This is a genomic window from Bacillus sp. GS3m_15504 (genome assembly GCF_055825275.1).
In genome coordinates this window covers 126,979-143,463 of record NZ_JBVVNL010000001.1, presented here as the reverse complement: position 1 = coordinate 143,463, position 16,485 = coordinate 126,979, and the positions used below count along the sequence as shown (strand labels likewise).

Here is a 16,485-nt window from a genome sequence, read left to right as displayed (position 1 = left end):
TTATAGCTCCTTCCCAGGCTCTCCCGCCGGATATGGCGTTTTTTCTAATTGATCGCCAATCCAAGAGTCTCCATCTTCCCAAAACTCCTTTTTCCAAATCGGAACAATTTGTTTTATGCGTTCCATAATATATTCATTTGCTTCATAGGCCGCTTTACGATGCGGCGTTGAAACAGCTACAACAACCGCGACATCAGAAATTTGCAGTGTACCGATGCGATGTGTAATCGCAACGTGTGTACCTGGCCATTTTCCCTTCACTTCTGATCCGATTTTCTCTAGCATCTTTTCTGCCATCGTTTTATAAGCGACATATTCTAAGTATAATGTACGGCGCCCTTTCGTAAACTCTCTAACCGTTCCAATAAATGTTGTAACAGCACCGCATTCGCGGCGAATTACTCTCTTTGCTACCTCTTCAATTGAGATTTCTGTATCAATTACTTCATAATACGTATTTGTCATTTCGCACTCCTTACCGTTTGTAAAAACCAGTCTATGTACAATTCGTCTTCTGTTATATGAAATACTTTATATTCTTCTCGTAAGTTTGTAGGAGCATCATACCACGTAATAACTGCTACTATATTCTCTACTTTATGTAAAAGCTCAACGTCTTCCGCAGAACGAAGTAACACTACTTTCGGATAGCTCTCTTGTTTATAACCCTCAATTAAAATTGTATCTACTTCAAAAAACTCATATAAGCGAATAATTTCTTGCAAAGACCATTCCTCTCTTAATGAAGAAAGGGAAAGTAATCCAGCACCTTCTACACTACTTACGATAGCACCGGCCTTTCGGTGCCTTTCACTATCTTTTTGCGCTACTTCTGGAAAACCTCCGTGTCCGTGATGTTTAATGGTAGCAACTTTCATTTCGCTTTCAGTTAATACATGTACAATTTTCTCAACAAGTGTTGTTTTCCCGCTATTTTGATACCCTACTATTTGTAAGATTGAAGGGGCTTTGCCCACGGCCAATCACATCCCTCAGCGTGCTCTAACAATAATACAGACACTTTCATCCCTGCCTCAAAACCTCTCGTTCCTCCAGGCAACACAATAAAAGCATTCGCATCTGCAAGTGAAGATACCGCACTCGATTTATCTAAACCGACCGGCATCGCGTGTAATGCCCCGTCCACGATTGTCACCTTCGCTCTTACAAAACGAGTAAACGGATTTGGTTTTGGAAAATCTTTTTGTAAAATAGCATCTGCTCTATATACGTGTGGTTCCTTCGCATACAAATAAGTTTTTATAACCGGATGCACAAATAACTCAAATCCCACATAACAAGCTGACGGATTCCCTGATAAACCGAAAAGTAACTTTCCATCCACTTCAGCTACTGTCGTTACACTGCCCGGTCTCATCGCTATTTTATTAAAGAGTACATTCGCCTGTAACCTTTCATAAATAGCCGGTAAGTAGTCATAATCTCCTACCGACACACCGCCTGTCGTAATTAAAATATCCACCTCTTCTATCGCCGATTGAACGGCTGTAAAACATGCATCTAACTCGTCGGCAAGTTGACCATAATAACGGACTTTACCCCCAGCTTTCATAATTTGGGCGGCAATCATATAAGAGTTACTATTTCTAATTTTCCCCGGCTGTAATGACTCATGTACTTCTAACAATTCACTTCCTGTCGTCACAATACCAACAACTGGCTGTTTTACAACCTTCACATTACTGTATCCAAACGTCGCTAATAAGGCCGCAACACCTGGATTGATTACAGCACCTTTCTTAACGAGAACTTGATTTTGTTTTATATCTTCTCCTTTAAATGACACATTGTCGCCACTATGAAAAGGACGCTTTAACTTCATATATGTTTTTCCGTTCTTCTCAAAACCTTCCGTCAATTCTAGCATTACGACTGCATTACAATCTGCTGGAATAGCTGCTCCTGTCATAATACGAACCGCCTGAAAAGATCCTACTTCTTCTGTAAAAACAGATCCAGCCCCGATTTCCCCTATTACTTCAAACTCAATTGCATTCTCTTGATTTGCTTCTTTCGTATCTTCTGCTCGAATTGCGAAACCATCGTAAGGAGAACGATCAAAATGAGGAACGTCATGATCAGAGACAACATCCTCCCCAAGAATTCTCCCGTAACTTTCCGTAATAGAAACCTCTTCTACTTCACCAATTTTCGCATATTCCATTACTCTCTCTACTGCCTCAGCAACTTGAATCGGAATTCGTTTTTCTACCATCGTTTCTCACCCCATATTTGCAATTTTTTTTATCTCGATTAAACTTTATATATTGAATAGAAATTACTTCAAGGAGGAATTCCATGTCTTCATTCACACACTTTAATGACCAAGGACGCGCGAAGATGGTTGATATAAGCGACAAAAAAGCAACCGTTCGAACAGCAATTGCGTGCTCTAGCATTGTCGTTACGAAAGAAATTTACGATAAAATCTCTCATAATGAAATCGGGAAAGGTGACGTATTAGCAGTTGCACAAATCGCTGGTATTATGGCTGCGAAACGCACTTCTGATATTATCCCAATGTGTCATCCTTTATTATTAAAAGGTGTTGACGTTTCTTTCGATTGGAAACAATCCGATGAACAATATCGATTACTTATTGAAGTAAAAGTTAAAACAGAAGGTAGCACCGGTGTTGAAATGGAAGCTTTAACAGCTGCTTCCGCTACTGCCCTTACTGTGTATGATATGTGTAAAGCTGTTGATAAAGGTATGATTATTGGCGAAACGTACTTACTTGAAAAAACAGGTGGAAAAAGTGGAGATTATACGAGAAAGTCTTGATCCTCTCTCTGTTGAACCTAAAGGGTTTCTCTTTAGGTTCAACCTATGTATCTTGTATATAAACGTTTTGCTACATTTATATCATTCGTCCCATGAATAAACGCCCTACCATCTGTAAATAAAACAAAACGAAATTCCTCTACCAGAAACGATACTAAATATGGAGTAGCTTTTACATCCACACTTCTTTGTAAGCGCTTTTTAATTTCTTCTAAATTAAATTCATTTCGCACACCTGGACGGATTTGTACTGTATTCCGGCCACATAACACTTCTGTTTTTGTTTGTGCTTCAAAAGTTAAACTCGGATATGTACGTAACCTTCCGCAAGATAAACACGTGTCTTTTTTCTGTCTATTCACTTTAAATGCCATCTGTTGATTATTCCAAAGATCAAACGATAACATCGTTTCACGAAGTGCCTCAAAGTCTTCTACTAATATTTTCAACGCTTCTGTTATTTGATGCGCAACTACTAATTGCACCGCCGGCTGTATAATACCAGCTGTATCACATGTTGCTCCGCTTGCTGGATGCTCCATTAAACAGCGGAAACACGGTGTTTTCCCTGGTACAATTGTATACGTTACTCCGTAGCTTCCGACACAACCACCATATATCCACGGAATATTATACTTTTGTGAAATATCATTAATAAGAAGACGCGTTTCAAAATTATCTGTCGCATCTAATATTAAATCTACATCCTTCACTAACTCTTCCATTTCCTGCACTGTTACATCAGTCACAACCGGATTTATTTCCACCTCAGAATTAATCGCTTTTAAATGCTCTGCCGCTGCTACCGCCTTCGGTTTATACTGCTTTGCGTCTTCTTCTGTATATAATTGTTGCCTTTGTAAATTACTCCACTCTACATAATCACGATCCGCAATTGTTATTTTTCCAACACCTGCTCTAACAATCACTTCTGCATTTGCTGCACCAAGAGCTCCAGCACCAATAATAAGCACATGCTTCTCTCTAATTTTTCTCTGTCCTTCTTCTCCAACACCAGAAAATAATATTTGCCTTGAATATCGCTCCTGCATACGATAGCCTCCCTTCTTATCCTCCTATATAAGACATTTCAATTTTCGGACGATTTTTCGCACTTTCTTCTGTCCGTTCATCCGAATACCTATCTTTTCTATTCATCCATACATCTTGTATAACGCTTAATAGCTCATCATCTGAAAGCTTTGCTCTAAGAAGTTCCCTTATGTCGACACCTTCTGTCGCAAACAAACAAGTATAAAACTTTCCATCTGCCGAAATTCTCGCTCTCGTACAAGAAGAACAAAAGGACTCAGAAACAGAAGTAATAAAACCGACTTCAATATTTGTTCCAACGTAACGATATCGCTTCGCAACTTCACCAAAATAATGCGCTTCAGCTGGCTCAAGCGGATACACGCGATGAATCATCTCAATTAACTCTCGCTTCGTAACGACCTGATCAAAGTTCCATCCATTTGTACTACCAACATCCATAAACTCAATGAACCTAAGCGGGATTCCTTGCTCTTTAAAATACGTAGCCATCGGAAGTACTTGATGATCGTTCATCCCTTTTTTCACAACCATGTTTACCTTTACATCAAGTCCTGCTTCTTTTGCAGCCATAATCCCCTTTATAACAGGTTTCGTATTAATATTCCGGCCATTAATAGCCTTAAATACATCATCATCTATTGCATCCAAGCTAACATTTACTCTATGTAATCCAGCTTCTTTTAATACTTTCGCTTGCTTTGTTAAATGAATTGCATTGGTCGTTAACCCTATATCTAATAGCCCGTCAATTTTCACGAGACGTGCAATAAGTTTTGCTAAATCTTTACGAAGTAGTGGCTCGCCACCAGTAAGTCTAATTTTTCGTACACCGATGCTAACAAATAGTTTTGCTACACGCTCAATTTCATCAAACGTCAGTAAAAACTCATCTTTCAAAAAAGCATAATCTGGCCCAAACACTTCCGCTGGCATACAATATGTACATCTAAAATTGCAACGATCAATGACAGATATGCGTAAATCTTGAAGTGGGCGTTCAAAAAAATCTGTAACCATCTCCTGCATCGCCACCCTCCCTTTCTGCCAAATTTCTCTCTTTTCATTCTATTATAATATATTTTTGAACTGCGATGTTTTTACTCATGTGAATAAAGTAAAACTTTCCTAATCAATGAGACTACATGCAAATAAGGAGATAAAAAACCTTGAAGCATAAAAGCCCCAAGGTTTTCTTCTTATTAACTCAATCTAATAATCGTTAAAGTAGCTCCTGGCGTTGCCGTAGATAATGTAGCCAACGCAACTACTCCAAATAGTTGTAAGCTAACGGCAGCTCCAGCAGGCAAGCTAGCAATTATTGTTGCACTAAATGAACCAGTAGCCACTGTCGGGGAGTTTATCGTTCCCGCAAGCGGACTGCCATTTACAGTTATACGAGAACTTACAAGTAAACCTGCTGTTAAATTAATTGTATAGGCTATATAATAATTCCCTGCATTCGCAACTGTAAATACAGTATTCCCACCACTAACAGTTATTCCCGGTCCAATATTTTGATTGTTTGGTAACGGAATATTCGTGCCACCTAACAAAACAGAAATAACACTTCCTGATGTATTATTCGCAAACGCGTACGTTGCAGTTGTGCTAACCCCGGTCGCTCCTGTTGGACCGGTATCTCCTGTTACTCCCGTATTTCCTGTTGTTCCGGTGCTTCCGGTCGGACCTGTACTTCCCGTTACTCCCGTTGCTCCGGTGCTTCCTGTTGGACCTGTGCTTCCTGTTGCTCCCGTTGCTCCGATGCTTCCTGTTGCCCCTGTACTTCCTGTCACTCCCGTACTTCCCGTTGGACCGGTGCTTCCTGTTGCTCCTGTTGCTCCCGTGTTTCCTGTTACCCCGGTGCTTCCGGTTGCTCCCGTATTTCCTGTTACTCCCGTACTTCCCGTTGGACCTGTTTCTCCGGTTGGACCCGTGTTTCCCGTTGCTCCGGTGCTTCCGGTCGGACCTGTGCTTCCCGTCGCTCCCGTATTTCCTGTTGCTCCCGTACTTCCTGTTGCTCCTGTATTTCCCGTTGCTCCCGTACTTCCTGTTACCCCAGTACTTCCTGTTGCTCCCGTACTTCCTGTTACCCCAGTACTTCCTGTTGCTCCCGTTTCTCCTGTTGGACCCGTGTTTCCCGTTGCTCCGGTGCTTCCTGTTGGACCCGTATTTCCTGTTACCCCGGTGCTTCCTGTTACTCCCGTTTCTCCTGTTGGACCCGTATTTCCTGTCGCTCCCGTTTCTCCTGTTGGACCCGTATTTCCCGTCGCTCCCGTATTTCCTGTTGGACCCGTACTTCCTGTTGCTCCTGTATTTCCCGTTGCTCCCGTACTTCCTGTTACCCCAGTACTTCCTGTTGCTCCCGTACTTCCTGTTACCCCAGTACTTCCTGTTGCTCCCGTTTCTCCTGTTGGACCCGTGTTTCCCGTTGCTCCGGTGCTTCCTGTTGGACCCGTATTTCCTGTTACCCCGGTGCTTCCTGTTACTCCCGTTTCTCCTGTTGGACCCGTATTTCCTGTCACTCCCGTTTCTCCCGTTGGACCCGTACTTCCCGTTGGACCTGTTTCTCCGGTTGCTCCCGTATTTCCGGTTACCCCGGTGCTTCCTGTTGGACCCGTACTTCCTGTCACTCCCGTTTCTCCGGTTGCTCCCGTACTTCCCGTTGGACCTGTTTCTCCGGTTGCTCCCGTATTTCCGGTTACCCCGGTGCTTCCTGTTGGACCCGTGTTTCCCGTTGCTCCCGTTTCTCCTGTCGGACCCGTACTTCCTGTTGCTCCCGTGTTTCCGGTTGGACCCGTACTTCCTGTCACTCCCGTTTCTCCTGTTGGACCCGTGTTTCCGGTTGAACCCGTACTTCCTGTCACTCCCGTTTCTCCCGTTGAACCCGTACTTCCTGTCACTCCCGTTTCTCCTATCGGACCGGTATTTCCCGTCGCTCCCGTATTTCCTGTTGGACCCGTACTTCCTGTCACTCCCGTTTCTCCTGTTGGACCGGTATTTCCCGTCGCCCCCGTACTTCCCGTTGGACCTGTTGCTCCGGTTGGACCCGTGTTTCCTGTTACCCCGGTGCTTCCTGTTACTCCTGTTGCTCCCGTGTTTCCTGTCGGACCGGTATTTCCCGTCGCTCCCGTATTTCCTGTTGGACCCGTACTTCCTGTTGCTCCTGTATTTCCCGTTGCTCCCGTGTTTCCTGTCGCTCCCGTTTCTCCCGTTGGACCCGTACTTCCCGTTTCTCCTGTTGGACCCGTACTTCCCGTTGGACCTATTGCTCCGGTTGCTCCCGTATTTCCGGTTACCCCGGTGCTTCCTGTTGGACCCGTGTTTCCCGTTGGACCTGTTGCTCCGGTTGAACCCGTGTTTCCTGTTACCCCAGTACTTCCTGTTGCTCCCGTTTCTCCCGTTGGACCCGTACTTCCTGTCACTCCCGTTTCTCCTGTTGGACCTGTGTTTCCGATTGCTCCCGTACTTCCCGTTGGACCTGTTTCTCCTGTTGGACCCGTGTTTCCTGTTACCCCAGTACTTCCTGTTGCTCCCGTTTCTCCTGTCGGACCGGTATTTCCCGTCGCTCCCGTATTTCCTGTTGGACCCGTACTTCCGGTTGCTCCCGTTTCTCCTGTTGGACCCGTGTTTCCTGTTACCCCAGTACTTCCTGTTGCTCCCGTTTCTCCCGTTGGACCCGTGTTTCCGGTCGATCCCGTTTCTCCGGTTGCTCCCGTACTTCCCGTTGGACCTGTTTCTCCGGTTGCTCCTATTGGACCTGTACTTCCTGTTGCTCCCGTTTCTCCTGTCGGACCCGTACTTCCTGTTCCTCCCGTTTCTCCTGTCGGACCCGTACTTCCTGTTACCCCAGTACTTCCTGTTGCTCCCGCTTCTCCCGTTGGACCTGTGCTTCCTGTTGCTCCCGTTGGACCCGTGTTTCCGGTCGATCCCGTTGTTCCCGTGTTTCCGGTCGATCCCGTTGTTCCCGTGTTTCCGGTTACTCCCGTACTTCCTGTTGGACCGGTGCTTCCTGTCACTCCCGTTTCTCCTGTCGGACCGGTATTTCCCGTCGCTCCCGTATTTCCTGTTGGACCCGTACTTCCTGTCACTCCCGTTTCTCCTGTTGGACCCGTACTTCCCGTTGGACCTATTGCTCCGGTTGCTCCCGTATTTCCGGTTACCCCGGTGCTTCCTGTTGGACCCGTGTTTCCCGTTGCTCCCGTTGCTCCCGTACTTCCCGTTGGACCTGTTGCTCCGGTTGAACCCGTGTTTCCTGTTACCCCAGTACTTCCTGTTGCTCCCGTGTTTCCGGTTGGACCCGTACTTCCTGTCACTCCCGTTTCTCCCGTGCTTCCTGTTGGACCTGTGTTTCCGATTGCTCCCGTACTTCCGGTTGCTCCCGTTTCTCCTGTTGGACCCGTGTTTCCTGTTACCCCAGTACTTCCTGTTGCTCCCGTTTCTCCCGTTGGACCCGTGTTTCCGGTCGATCCCGTTTCTCCTGTTGCTCCCGTTGGACCCGTGTTTCCCATTGCTCCGATGCTTCCCGTTGGCCCCGTTGCTCCCGTTTCTCCTATTGGACCTGTACTTCCTGTTGCTCCCGTTTCTCCTGTCGGACCCGTACTTCCGGTTGCTCCCGTTTCTCCTGTTGGACCCGTACTTCCTGTTACCCCAGTACTTCCTGTTGCTCCCGTACTTCCCGTTGGACCTGTTTCTCCGGTTGCTCCCGTGGTTCCCATTGCTCCGATGCTTCCCGTTGGCCCCGTCGCTCCCGTTTCTCCGGTTGCTCCCGTGTTTCCCGTTGCTCCCGTACTTCCTGTCGATCCCGTTTCTCCTGTCGGACCCGTACTTCCTGTTGGACCTGTGCTTCCTGTTGCTCCCGTGGTTCCCATTGCTCCCGTACTTCCCGTTGGACCTGTTTCTCCGGTTGCTCCCGTACTTCCCGTTGGACCTGTTTCTCCGGTTGCTCCCGTGGTTCCCGTTGGACCTGTTTCTCCGGTTGCTCCCGTGGTTCCCGTTGGACCTGTTTCTCCGGTTGCTCCCGTGGTTCCCGTTGCTCCCGTACTTCCCGTTGGACCTGTTTCTCCGGTTGCTCCCGTGGTTCCCGTCGCTCCCGTACTTCCCGTTATCCCTGTCATTCCAGTTGGAACTGGAGGAAAAGTAGGGCCAACTAGGTCTGACAATATCTTGAAATTGGAATTTAATGGACTTTTTATTTTGGATTTACCACCATTTCCTTCCATTACTTTCACCACCTTGAAAGGTAAAGTACAACTATAAAATATATTTCATATAAAAACGCACCTTCTACTTAAATTGTATTTTCTAACAACGTCACCAATACTACTTTTAAAACAATTACTCCTGTTTTTATGTAACATAAGCTCTTTTTCCAAATAAAGACTCCCCTAATTTCTTAAGGGAGTCCCGCAGTTGAATCCATATTATCTGTATTCGGGACAGCTTGTGCTATACCCGATGTATTTACACTTTGCCCCATATTTGTTCCTGTTACAGTACCAGCAGGAGTGCCTCTTGTATATGTTGTCGTCACCGAATCTCCAGGCTGTAAACAAAGTTTTGTCTCCGTCCCTATTACTGTAACAACGTCGATCCAAGTGCATCCCATCGAACCACTATACGATTTCGTAGCAGTAAATGAAGTATCACTCAAATTATCACCGGTAAATATATTCCCAGTGTTATTCACAATAACAAACTCTTTTATATGAGCAGGCATAATCACACTCTACCTTTCCTCTATGAACCTAATGTACGTGTACTCGTTGCTAATGGTGGAAGAAATACTGATGTTCTAATCACCGCTTCTGGCTGTCTTTTTCCATTTAAAAAGATAGCCGCACTCGATCCCCCAGCACCTGCATATACTTTTGCTACAGCTAAAGGTGAGATATCATAACAATCGCCGACATTAACAGCCCCTATATTATTTATAATTTTTACTTTCCGCAAGTTAATCCCCATTTACCTATCCCCCTTTTGTACACTGTATGCAAAAGAAAAAAACTTGAAACAAACACGTTTCAAGTTTTTTAAACTACTTATTTAATTTCTCCTTCATATTGAAGCATACCGCCAAGCATGTTCACTGTTTTAAAGCCTTGCTCATTTAAATAATGGCATACATTTTCACTGCGCATTCCCGAGCGACAAATAAAGATATATTCATTCTCTTTATCAAAGAAATCTACTTTATTTGGGATATCGCCCATTTTAATATGTACAGCTTCTGGAATTTTCCCTGTTGCTACTTCTTCATCTTCTCTTACGTCTACTAAAAATAACGTTTCTCCGTTTTCTAAACGCTCTTGCACTTCTTCTGTAGTAATTGTTTTCACTTCTGTCATATTCCGTTCCTCCTTATATACAATAAAAACCTTTAGTTTCTTCCTTGAATAATCATTCCTCATCAATTTTAGCATGCGAAAGAAAGAACGCAAAGAACGGAGAATTTATTTCTCAATTTTCTCGCAAAACTTATTCTTTACAAACATAACTCGTGCATTGTATCCTCAATATACTTGTTTTATGAAGGGAGTCGATTAAAATGACACTTTTTCTTTTCATTATGAGCATTGTGTTCTTACTCGCTGCAATTATTGCACTTAGTATGAAAAATAATAAAAAGATAAAATCACCACAAGAAATGTCATTCTTATTTCTATTACTTAGTATTGCATTCTTCGGTATAGCAATTGCCACATATATTTTCCGTCTACAAATCATGTAAAAAAAGGTGCCTACTACATACATTGCACCTTTTTCACATCATTTATTTTCTACACAAAACTAGATACTTTCCGATTTAAAAACTCATACACTTTCTTTTCAAATAAATGAATATCAAATACTCCCGCCATATGCCCATTTATACTTTCTATCTCATATACTTCCGCATACTTCCCTTGTTTTTGCAATAGGTCTACCATTTTATAATTATAACGTGACGGCTGAAGCAAATCTTGTTTACACGGAATCATAAGTACATTTGCTTCTACATTAGACAGCGCCTCTTCTAAAGACGAAAATCCATGCGCAATGTCATGTAATAAAACTGCTTTCGCAGTGTACATCCACGAATTTGCATCTACTAACTCTATACTTCTATATATCAATTTATTTATCTCTTTCTCAAATGATGTTAATGAAGAAACCTTTTCATACGGTTCTACTTCTATACTATTACGAGGGAAGGTTGTTTCATAAAAATGCTCATCAAACGCATTCATAAACATCATTCTATTTGCTAACTGAAGCCCCTTCATTGGCTGCTCTTCTCCATATTTCCCGCTCTTCCAACTTGGATCCAGGCGGATAGCCTCAATTGCATTTTGCGCTACATTTACCGACGTAATAATTGGATTTTGTGGGTTCGTAATAACACCAATCATCCGCTCTACCATATGAGGGTAATGAACAGCCCATTGCTGTGCAATCATCCCGCCAGCTGATGGTCCCATTACAGCGTATAACCTTGGGATTCCCATATCTTTTATTAACTCATATTGCATACGAGCTACATCAAGAAATGTAAAAACCGGAAAGTCCATCGCATATTCATCTCCAGTTTTCGGATTAATCGATTTCGGTCCCGTTGTAATTACATAAGTGTTCTTCACCTGCACATTACAAAGATTATCAGCGCATATAACAAAGTATTTATTTGTATCAATTGCTTTGCCCGGTCCAATTAAACCATCCCACCAGCCAGACTCTTCATCATGCGCTGTATATTTTCCTGCCGCGTGACTAGTTGCACTAAAATAATGACAAACCAAAATCGCATTTGACCTTTCTCTATTTAAAGTACCATACGTCTCATACCCCATTTGAACAGGAATTTCCCTACCATTTTCAAATGTAAACTCTTTTAAAATAAAATTCTCCTTTTTTACAATTTGCACAGACTCGCCCTCTTCTCGTTATAGTATGAACTGCTTACTAAAGGATTTTTTCTATGCAAACCAATCTCCTCCTTCTTTTCATAAATGAATGAATAATATACAAAATTAGCCACAAAATAGCACTATATTACACAATCAAAGAGGGCATACATATGATTTGGAATTGGCTACGTAAGAAAAAAAAATCAAATACAACAGAGAAAAACGAAACAGATAATTCGGAGCAAAAACCTAACAATCAAGAGGATGACAACAAAGAACAGACTAGAAGTACGAAACATAATAAAGGTAACAATAGCGAGCAAAAAAAAGAGGAACACAAGGACTCTTCTCAAGATAAGCAGCAAAATCAATCGAATCAAAATCAGCAACAAAGTGCTAAACAAGATGAATCTTCTCAAGAGCAACAGAATCATTCTAAGCAGAACGACTCCGATCAGGGGCAACAGCAACACTCTAAGCAAGACGACTCGAATCAAGGGCAACAGAATCATTCTAAGCAAGGCGATTCGAATCAAGGGCAACAGAATCATTCTAAGCAGAACGACTCCGATCAGGGGCAACAGCAACACTCTAAACAAGACAACTCAGATCAGGATAAGCAACAAAATTCTAAAGGTAATAGTATTTATGATTTTTCGAAACCAGAAAAAGATCGTATTCATTCTTTACAAGATTTAATAGAGAAACTGAAAAAGTCTAGTGATTTTGTGAATTATCATACATCTGACGATGAAACGATGCCTTATTGGATTTCTTACTATCGTCCTTCACTTGATGGTGAGAAATTGCAAAAGTATTTAATGCCTACTCTTTTAGAACGACCTAACGCATCACTAGAAGAGCTGAAGGAGCATATTCCAATGAGCGGCATTACAATTACAAACGATTTACAAAAAATTGAGGACATGGTTTTAAAGGGACATGCGATTGTTCAAGTAAATCAACAAGATCAAAAATGTATGCTCGCAAATATTGCAATTGATAATTATCGTGCACCAACTCCACCTTTAAATGAATCGACTGTTATTGGTCCGCAAGAAGGTTTTGTAGAGGACATTGACACAAATATTAATTTAGTTCGAAAACGTCTTCCTGTTTTAGATTTACAAACAAAAGAAATGATTGTCGGTGAGTTTTCCAAAACAAAAGTTGTCATGATGTATTTAGACAATCTCGCTGAAAAAGATAATGTAGATTTTCTCGAGGAATCATTACGTGCTCTTGAATATGATCAAATTAATGATAGTGCTTATATACAAGAATTGATGGGAGAAAAGTCGATTTTTCCTCTTTATATCAATACAGAACGCACTGATAGAGTTACAAAAGCATTAATCGATGGAAAAATCGCTATTTTTGTGGACGGTTCTCCAAGTGTTTTATTAACACCTGTATCCTATTTCGATTTTTTCATTTCACCAGAAGACTACAACGTCTCTTGGCTATACGCTACATTTTCAAGGATTTTACGCCTTATCGCCGTTCTATTCTCGATATGCGCTACACCGTTATACGTTGCAGTTTTAAATTATCATTATGAACTCATTCCAAGTGATTTACTTGAAACTTTAATTTTATCAAGGGCACAAGTACCATTCCCACCTTTAATTGAAGCTCTCTTTTTAGAACTCGCAATCGACTTATTGAGAGAAGCTGGGGCGAGGTTACCGATGAAAGTTGGTCAAACGCTCGGTATTGTAGGCGGTATCGTAATCGGACAAGCATCTGTACAAGCTGGTTTAACGAGTAATATTTTATTAATTATCGTCGCCTTATCAGCACTCGCTTCCTTTATTACACCTATTTATAAAATGGGGAATGCGGTTCGATTACTACGCTTCCCGTTTCTCATATTTGCAGAAATAGGAGGACTTTTCGGGATTTCTCTTGGGTTTATCTTTTTATTTACTCATCTATTTAGACTTACTTCCTTACGTAAACCATACGCTTTGTTTTATCCAACAAGACAACAATCTGTTAAAGATTCTTGGATTCGTTTTCCTTTAACAATGATTGATACAAGAGATGTACAAGCAAGGCCACAGCATGTAAAAAAATCAGCAAAAGGAATTTCAACAAAACATAGATCGGACTTTGATGATTAAGAAATGAGGTGCATTCGATGAGTAAAGTTCAAGAAAAATATCAAATATCTCCTATCTTCGTTTTCTTCTTAATTCACGGTGCACAGTTTGGAGCTGGCGTTCTCGGCTTCGCTAGAATCATCGCAAAGGCCGCTGGATACGACGGATGGATGGGCGTTCTAATCACAGGACTCTGTATCCATCTCCTTATATGGATGATGTATTTTTTATTAAAAGAAACAAATGGAAATTTAATTGATTTACAAAGGCAAACGTTTGGAAAGTGGATAGGGAATGTCTTTAATATCATTTTTGCAGCTTATTTTTTAATCGTTAGTATTTCCGTTATTCGAACGTATGTCGAAATTATTCAAGTATGGATGTTTCCTACCGCTTCCACCTTTATGTTAACACTCTTTTTGTGCTTAGTTAGCTATTACATTATCTCTTCTGGATTTCGTGTCATTACTGGCATTTGTGTCATCTCTGTCGGTGGTACAATTGGGTATTTGTTTCTGAGCCTATTTGTTTTGAAATACTCACATTGGGACAACTTACTCCCTATATTTACACATTCTTTTTCAGACATTTTAAAATCCGCTCAACTGTCAATCTACAGTATGACCGGTTTTGAGATTTACCTCATGGTGTATCCATTTGTTAAAAAGCCTATGCAATCTCATAAATACGCTCAGCTTGGAGCACTATTTTCAAATCTTCTATATCTATTTAGCACCCTTTTAGCCTTTGCATTTTTTAGTGAAAAACAATTGTTAAAAACGATATGGGCCCAACTTTCTATGACCCAAGTCATTCAATTACCATTTATAGAAAGACTCGAATATATCGCAATTTCAGGCTATGCACTCGTTATTATTTCAAGTTTTATCCTCCCTTTATGGGCGTCAATGAGAGCAACGCATGAAATATTCCGTGTAAAACAAAGAGGTATTTTAATCGCTTTTATCATTATCACTCTCATTGTTTCGCAACTTTTAACAAACAGACAAGATATTAATAACTTTATTAGTAATGCATCGAAGGTTAGTTTTTGGCTCATTTACGTATACATCCCAATCCTATTTATTATTGTGTGGGTGAAAAGAAAATGGAAAAAATCAAAAGCAAATTAGTACTTATTTCTTGTATAGCTCTTTTTAGTTTAACTGGATGTTTACAAAAAAATATTATCGATGATGTACAACTGATTCAAGGAACCGTTTTTGATACAGCAAAGGATAATAAAGTAAAAGTAACATTCGTTTGTCCCATTCAGAAAAAAGGAAATAAAGTTCAAGTTTTTGAAGGAACTGCAAATGCGGTAAAACAAGTAAAAGCAGACACATCGTTAGAATCTTCTCAACCTTTTGCTAGTGGGCAAATGCGTGTCGCTCTATATACGATAAAACTTGCAAAAAAAGGAATGTCTACTTCATTCGATACATTACTTCGAGATGTGAATATAGGGAACGCTTTATATGCAGCTTTATTAGATGGGAATGGTACTGAACTTTTAAAAGGCAAATATTCGACTTCATACAACGTTGCAATTTATATAAAAAAATTGCTAGAACATAATATGGAGACCGGACCTTTACCAGCGGATAATCTACATATAGGAGCATTTCGCTATTATCAAGAGGGGCAAGACTACTATATTCCAATTTTAAAAAAACATGGGGATAAAATAAAAATTACCGGTATTGGTCTTTTTAAAAAGGACAAATATATCGGTAAAATTGCGGAAAAAGATATGTTCATCTTTAAAGGACTATTAGAGAAACATAAATTAGATTCACATGAATTTAAAACAGATTCTGCGTACGTAATGATTAATAATATTCGTTCTGTTCCAACTTACGATATAAAAATTAAAAACGGGAAGCCTTCCTTTTTCATTCACGTCCGTCTTGATGCACGTATTCAAGAACTATCAAAACAAATTAACTTAGAAAATAACAAGAACACAAAAAACATTGAAAAAGATGTCCAAAAACAATTAGATAAACAAGCTGCTAAGTTAATTAAGCACCTTAAATCTTTAGGCGTCGATCCTCTTGGGCTAGGAGCTAAATATAAACAACATTATCGCCCATTCAAATTAGAAGAATGGAGACAAATGTACAAAGATGTTCCAGTTACTATAAAATACACCGTAAATATTACAAATTCTGGTGTGATTGAATGAGAAATGATTGAACTCCTCTCCCCGGCATGATACAACGGAAAGAGGAGTTTTTATTTTAGATAGAGAGAGAAGATATTTATGGGGGAGCTTATGTCTAAAAAATTAGTAAAGCCTATTTTAAATGGTATTTTATTTCTCGGCGTCTTTTTATTTGCTCATACATATTTAAAAAATGTTTCCTTCACACGTTATTTACTTGTCGTTATACCAATGTTGCTCGTTGGTATGTTTGGCATCGATCTTATTTTATCTATTTTAATAAAAAAAGAAGAATAGCGAACAGGGCTGTCCCAAAAGTATTCCGGGATGGCTTTCTTTTATTAATGGATTATGTTTTGTCGTTTAGTCGATATAATATTTCCCTATCTTAACTAAAAGATGAAACTTTTAAACAGTCCCTTTTCATTTCATAATCAGCTTATGTTACAATGAGATTCGGCACTAAGCG

Annotated in this window: 16 protein-coding genes; 6 read left to right on the top strand and 10 right to left on the bottom strand. The window is 41.0% G+C overall.

Going from position 1 to position 16,485, the window contains the following annotated elements:
* The 3 genes from moaE to moeA are packed head-to-tail and all read right to left on the bottom strand — an operon-like array spanning position 1 to position 2,236.
* Positions 1 to 465: a molybdopterin synthase catalytic subunit MoaE gene (gene moaE, locus AC0L0O_RS00840; protein WP_473785610.1), complete on the bottom strand. Its 465-nt coding sequence runs from the start codon at positions 463 to 465 to the stop codon at positions 1 to 3.
* On the bottom strand, positions 462 to 983 hold the full coding sequence (gene mobB, locus AC0L0O_RS00835) for a molybdopterin-guanine dinucleotide biosynthesis protein B (RefSeq protein WP_473785609.1): 522 nt from the start codon (positions 981 to 983) through the stop codon (positions 462 to 464). Before mobB ends, moaE begins: the two co-directional genes overlap by 4 nt.
* A complete protein-coding gene (gene moeA / locus AC0L0O_RS00830; RefSeq protein ID WP_072191511.1) occupies positions 947 to 2,236 on the bottom strand; it encodes a molybdopterin molybdotransferase MoeA in 1,290 nt (429 codons plus the stop codon). The genes mobB and moeA overlap by 37 nt, the downstream gene beginning before the upstream one ends.
* An 83-nt stretch (positions 2,237 to 2,319) precedes the next feature.
* On the opposite strand from moeA, the gene moaC reads away from it, so the two are divergent.
* Positions 2,320 to 2,805 (top strand): cyclic pyranopterin monophosphate synthase MoaC, encoded by a 486-nt coding sequence (moaC, locus tag AC0L0O_RS00825; protein WP_000094141.1) that lies wholly within the window; start codon positions 2,320 to 2,322, stop codon positions 2,803 to 2,805.
* Positions 2,806 to 2,843: 38 nt separating this feature from the next.
* On the opposite strand, the gene AC0L0O_RS00820 is transcribed toward moaC, so the two are convergent.
* The 6 genes from AC0L0O_RS00820 to AC0L0O_RS00795 all read right to left on the bottom strand — a co-directional run bounded on the left by AC0L0O_RS00820 (position 2,844) and on the right by AC0L0O_RS00795 (position 10,205).
* Positions 2,844 to 3,857, bottom strand: a complete 1,014-nt coding sequence (locus AC0L0O_RS00820) for a molybdopterin-synthase adenylyltransferase MoeB (RefSeq protein WP_473785608.1) — start codon at positions 3,855 to 3,857, stop codon at positions 2,844 to 2,846.
* A 16-nt stretch (positions 3,858 to 3,873) separates the two neighbouring features.
* Positions 3,874 to 4,887 (bottom strand): GTP 3',8-cyclase MoaA, encoded by a 1,014-nt coding sequence (gene moaA / locus AC0L0O_RS00815; RefSeq protein ID WP_001157133.1) that lies wholly within the window; start codon positions 4,885 to 4,887, stop codon positions 3,874 to 3,876.
* A 173-nt stretch (positions 4,888 to 5,060) separates the two neighbouring features.
* Positions 5,061 to 9,080 carry a beta strand repeat-containing protein gene (locus tag AC0L0O_RS00810; protein WP_473785607.1) on the bottom strand — a complete coding sequence of 1,340 codons (4,020 nt, stop codon included), beginning with the start codon at positions 9,078 to 9,080 and terminating at the stop codon, positions 5,061 to 5,063.
* Positions 9,081 to 9,253: 173 nt separating this feature from the next.
* Positions 9,254 to 9,577, bottom strand: coding sequence for a hypothetical protein (locus tag AC0L0O_RS00805; protein ID WP_001110865.1), 324 nt, complete (start codon positions 9,575 to 9,577; stop codon positions 9,254 to 9,256).
* Positions 9,578 to 9,597: 20 nt separating this feature from the next.
* Positions 9,598 to 9,822, bottom strand: a complete 225-nt coding sequence (locus AC0L0O_RS00800) for a spore germination protein (RefSeq protein ID WP_000512460.1) — start codon at positions 9,820 to 9,822, stop codon at positions 9,598 to 9,600.
* Positions 9,823 to 9,899: 77 nt separating this feature from the next.
* On the bottom strand, positions 9,900 to 10,205 hold the full coding sequence (locus tag AC0L0O_RS00795; protein ID WP_473785606.1) for a rhodanese-like domain-containing protein: 306 nt from the start codon (positions 10,203 to 10,205) through the stop codon (positions 9,900 to 9,902).
* A 200-nt stretch (positions 10,206 to 10,405) separates the two neighbouring features.
* Between AC0L0O_RS00795 and AC0L0O_RS00790 the strand changes: the two genes are divergently transcribed.
* Positions 10,406 to 10,588 carry a hypothetical protein gene (locus tag AC0L0O_RS00790; RefSeq protein ID WP_000171893.1) on the top strand — a complete coding sequence of 61 codons (183 nt, stop codon included), beginning with the start codon at positions 10,406 to 10,408 and terminating at the stop codon, positions 10,586 to 10,588.
* Positions 10,589 to 10,637: 49 nt separating this feature from the next.
* On the opposite strand, the gene AC0L0O_RS00785 is transcribed toward AC0L0O_RS00790, so the two are convergent.
* On the bottom strand, positions 10,638 to 11,762 hold the full coding sequence (locus tag AC0L0O_RS00785; RefSeq protein WP_001167649.1) for a homoserine O-acetyltransferase family protein: 1,125 nt from the start codon (positions 11,760 to 11,762) through the stop codon (positions 10,638 to 10,640).
* 152 nt (positions 11,763 to 11,914) lie between these two features.
* Between AC0L0O_RS00785 and AC0L0O_RS00780 the strand changes: the two genes are divergently transcribed.
* The 4 genes from AC0L0O_RS00780 to AC0L0O_RS00765 all read left to right on the top strand — a co-directional run bounded on the left by AC0L0O_RS00780 (position 11,915) and on the right by AC0L0O_RS00765 (position 16,313).
* Complete coding sequence (locus AC0L0O_RS00780) at positions 11,915 to 13,870, top strand: spore germination protein (RefSeq protein WP_473785605.1); 1,956 nt, start codon at positions 11,915 to 11,917, stop codon at positions 13,868 to 13,870.
* Between the two features lie 17 nt (positions 13,871 to 13,887).
* On the top strand, positions 13,888 to 14,982 hold the full coding sequence (locus AC0L0O_RS00775; RefSeq protein WP_000049060.1) for a spore germination protein: 1,095 nt from the start codon (positions 13,888 to 13,890) through the stop codon (positions 14,980 to 14,982).
* The gene (gerHC, locus tag AC0L0O_RS00770) at positions 14,958 to 16,037 is read left to right on the top strand and encodes a spore germination protein GerHC (protein WP_429656290.1); all 1,080 of its coding nucleotides are present in this window, start codon (positions 14,958 to 14,960) and stop codon (positions 16,035 to 16,037) included. The genes AC0L0O_RS00775 and gerHC overlap by 25 nt, the downstream gene beginning before the upstream one ends.
* A gap of 90 nt (positions 16,038 to 16,127) precedes the next feature.
* On the top strand, positions 16,128 to 16,313 hold the full coding sequence (locus AC0L0O_RS00765) for a hypothetical protein (protein WP_000038783.1): 186 nt from the start codon (positions 16,128 to 16,130) through the stop codon (positions 16,311 to 16,313).
* Positions 16,314 to 16,485 lie beyond the last annotated feature (172 nt).